General features: G+C 70.7%; 2 protein-coding genes. Both read left to right on the plus strand.

Annotated features, from left to right (window positions below; genetic code table 11):
* Positions 1 to 142 precede the first annotated feature (142 nt).
* Positions 143 to 3,136, plus strand: a complete 2,994-nt coding sequence (locus Aple_RS51575) for a lantibiotic dehydratase (RefSeq protein ID WP_218038957.1) — start codon at positions 143 to 145, stop codon at positions 3,134 to 3,136.
* Positions 3,133 to 3,981, plus strand: an 849-nt coding sequence (locus Aple_RS51580; RefSeq protein WP_155352148.1) for a lanthionine synthetase LanC family protein, incomplete at its 3' end; no start/stop codon positions are given. The genes Aple_RS51575 and Aple_RS51580, both read left to right, overlap by 4 nt.

The following is a 3,981-nucleotide window of genomic DNA, read 5'->3' on the forward strand; positions in this document are numbered from 1 at the left end:
GAGCGTCCGACCGGCCATCCGCTGCCCCGGCCGGTCGGGCGCCCCCCAGCTACGGGAGCGGCTGATGTACCGATTCCTCGATGCCGCCGTGTTGCGTGCCACAGCGTGGCCGCCAGACCAGCGGGTCGCATCGTGGCCTGACTTGACCGATCCGGATGCAGATCGCGCCTCCTGGCGGGCCTGGCTGACTCATGTGTGGCAGACGCCCGGTTTCGCGGCGGCCGTGATACAGGCCAGCCCTGACCTGGCGCGGCGAGTGCGCGAGATCTGCGCCGGAGAACGCATGTCTGACCCGGCGATGCGCCGGGCGGTGCTCTCCGTGATGCGCTACCTGCTGCGCGCCTCGGGCCGCGCCACACCGTTCGGCCTGTTCGCAGGCATCGCTCCGGCGCACATCAGCGCCGTAATGGACCTGCCGACGGCGCGCATCGGGAACGCGCACCGCCCGATCGTCCGTGTCGCAGCAGAATGGCTTACCGCGGTCGTTCGACGGCTGGAAGGCGAGACGGCGCTGCGGCGGCGCCTGACAGTGACGGCCAACAACCTCGCCTTCGAGCGGGACGGCCGCTTAGTGCTCGAACACCGCGCCAGCATCGAGGCCGACGGCGCACCAGGACATGTGAGCGTGCGCGCCACCGGCCCCGTACGGACAGCGCTCCAGCTGACCCGTGATCCGCTCCTGGTCACGGACCTGATGGACCGGCTGTTGGCCGCCTCCACACACACTGGCGAGACCACCATCGACGCTCTGGTGGCCGAGCTGGTCGCCCAGCGCCTCCTGCTCACCAGCCTGCGCCCGCCCATGACGTCCTGCGACCCGATCCAGCACCTCCTACAGGAGTTGGACGCGGTGAACGCGGAAGAGATCGGCGAGGTGGCCGACGTTGTGAAGGGCCTGCGCGCCATCGCCGAGGAACTCGCGGCCCATGACCGTGCGCCCGTCGCCGTGGCGGGCGAGCACCGGGCACGCGCCATGGCCGCGATGGCGGGAATCCACCGCACCAAGCGCCCGCCTCTCTCGGTGGATCTGCTCCTGGATGGCGAGGTGACGGTGCCCACTGCCGTGGCGTCCGAGGCGGCCACGGCAGCGGCCGCGCTGGTCCGTCTGGCCCGCCGCACCCCGCTCGCTCCAGGGTGGATGGCCTGGCATGAACGATTCCTGGACCGCTACGGCCCTCGCGCCTTGGTTCCGCTCCGGGACGCCGTTGACGCCGATGTCGGGCTCGGTTACCCGGCCGGGTACGACGATGCACGCACGCCCGAGGAGACGGTGTTGGCCGACCGCGACCGCAAGCTCCTGGCCCTGGCCCACAATGCCGCGCTGCGCCGCCGGCGCGAGATCGTGCTCGACGACGACATGATCGCCGATCTAAGCGGTGTGGACCCGGACGCGCCGGTTCAGCCCACCACGGAGCTGACCGTACGAATCGGCGCATCCACCCCGCGGGCATTGGCCGAAGGCCAGTTCATGCTCGCCGTCGTAGGCGCATCGCGGGCCGTGGGCACCATCACCGGCCGGTTCCTGGACCTGTTCGACGACGAACACCGGCAACGAATGAGCCGGGCGTACACGAGTCTGCCCACCGGCACGCGGGACGCGCTCGCCGTCCAGGTCTCGGCCCCTGCACCGTACGCCGTCACCGAGAATGTCGCCCGCGCCCTCCAGGTACTGCCGCATCTGCTGCCGATGGGCGACCACCCCGGCGGCGCGCACAGGCTGGCGCTGAACGACCTGGCTGTCACTGCCGACCTGCACGGCGTCTACGTGGTGTCGCTGTCGCGCCGCCGCACCGTCGAGCCGGTGATCCTCAACGCGGTCAACCTGATCCAGCACACGCATCCGCTGGTGCGGTTCCTCCTCGAAGCGCCGCATGCATTACGGGCATCGTGCGCAGGCTTCGACTGGGGCCCGGCGTCCGCGTTGCCGTTCGTTCCCGCGCTGCGCTACCGGCGTACGATCCTCTCGCCCGCCCGGTGGCGGCTTACCGCTGCCGACCTGCCTGCACCCTCGGCCGACTGTGCGGAATGGGACACCGCTCTGACCGCCTGGCGGGAGTTGGTGGCGCTGCCAGAGATTGTCAGCCTCGGCGGCGGCGACCAGCACCTCCGGCTCGACCTCGGGGAGCCCGCGCACCGCGCCCTGCTGCGCGCCCAGGTTGACCGCGCCGGCACCGCCGTGCTGCACGCCGCCCCCGATGCTGATGCGGCCGGGTGGATCGGCGGTCGCGCCCACGAGATCGTGATCCCGCTCGCCGCGACCGGCCGGTCCGCCGAGCCGCCTCGCCTCCCGCGCGAAGTGACCTCCCGAAATCACGGTTGCCTGCCCGGCCAGCACGGGCGGGTGTCGCTCAAGCTGTACGGGCACCCCGATCGGCACGACGCCATCCTCACCCGCCACCTGCCGCGCCTGGCGGATGCAATCGGCACCGATGCCCAATGGTGGTTCCTCCGCTACCACGACCCCGATCACCATCTCCGTATCCGCCTGGCCGTAGCTGATAGTGCCTTCACCAACACCACCGCCCAGATCACCGCGTGGAGCGAGGAGGTACGCGAGGTCGGGCTGACGGCGCGGGTGCAGTGGGACACCTACTTCCCGGAGACCGCCCGCTTCGGCGGCCCGCCCGCCATGGACGCGGCCGAGGCGTACTTCGCGGCCGACTCGGCCACCGCCCTCATCCAGTTGACGGCGATCGCCTCCCGGGTGGGGCTCAACCTGCGCGCCATGACCGCCGCCAGCCTGCTCGACATCGCCGCCGCCTTCCTCGGTGACGCCGACACGGCGATGCGCTGGCTGATCAGCCACACCCAAGCCGACGACTCCCCACCGGACCGGGCCATCTACGACCAAGCCGTACGCCTGGCCCAACCCGGCGATCACAAAGCCCTCGCCGAGCACCCGGTAGGCGAGCAAATCGTCTCCTGCTGGGCGCGGCGGCGTCAGACGCTCGCCGCCTACCGCTGCGTGCTGGAGGAGGAGGGCACGCTGCCCCCGGCCGTCGTACTGCCCGATTTGCTGCACCTGCACCACGTCCGCATGGCCGGACTCTCGTCGGCCAGTGAGCGGGCGTGCCTGCACCTGGCCCGTGCCGCCGCGTTGAGCTGGACAAACCGTCCCGGGAGGCGCACGCCATGAATGAGCCCTACGAAAGTGTGCTGGGCGTGGCGGAGTCCATCGCCACAGCGCTTACAGACCCACAGCTGTGGATAGCCGAACCGCCGGGCAGGGGTCTGGTCTGGCCTCAATCTCTGTGGGCAGGAGCGGCAGGAATCGCCCTGCTTCACATCGAGCGCGCCCGGTCCGGGCACGGCGACCCCGCCGCGGCATACGCCTGGCTAGAAGTGGCCGCCTCCGGCGCGTTGACGGCGGCACCCAACGCGAACCTGTTCTTCGGCGCTCCCGCCCTGGCCTTCACCACGCACGCCGCCGCAGGCACGTCACGCCGCTACCGAGGCACCCTGAAACGCCTCGACGACGCGGTCACAGCGATCACCCGCACCCGCCTGGCCGAAGCACACACACGCATCGACCGCAGCGAGCAACCGCAGATGAAAGAGTTCGACTTGGTTCGCGGGCTGGCCGGCTTGGGCGCATACCACCTCAGCCGCCATCCGGACCACCGCGTCATGGCTGAGCTGCTGTCCTACGTGGTGCGCTTGACGGAGCCATTGTCCGCAGGCGGCGAGCTGCCACCGTGGTGGACGACCGTCGCCCCCGATGGAGAGCCCAGCGCGGACTACCCGCACGGGCACGGCAACCTGGGCATGTCCCACGGCATCGCCTCGGCCCTGGCCCTGCTCTCCCTGGCCGTACTCCGCAACGTCGACGTGGCCGGCGCGAAAGAGGCAATCCAACGGATCTGCGCCTGGACCGACACCTGGCAGCAGCAAGATGCCGCGGGCGTGTGGTGGCCAGGCACGGTCACCATCGATCAGGCGCACGAGCAGTACATCGACCCGTCGCAGAGGCCCCGACCGTCG

Source organism: Acrocarpospora pleiomorpha, assembly GCF_009687885.1.
GTDB lineage: Bacteria > Actinomycetota > Actinomycetes > Streptosporangiales > Streptosporangiaceae > Acrocarpospora > Acrocarpospora pleiomorpha.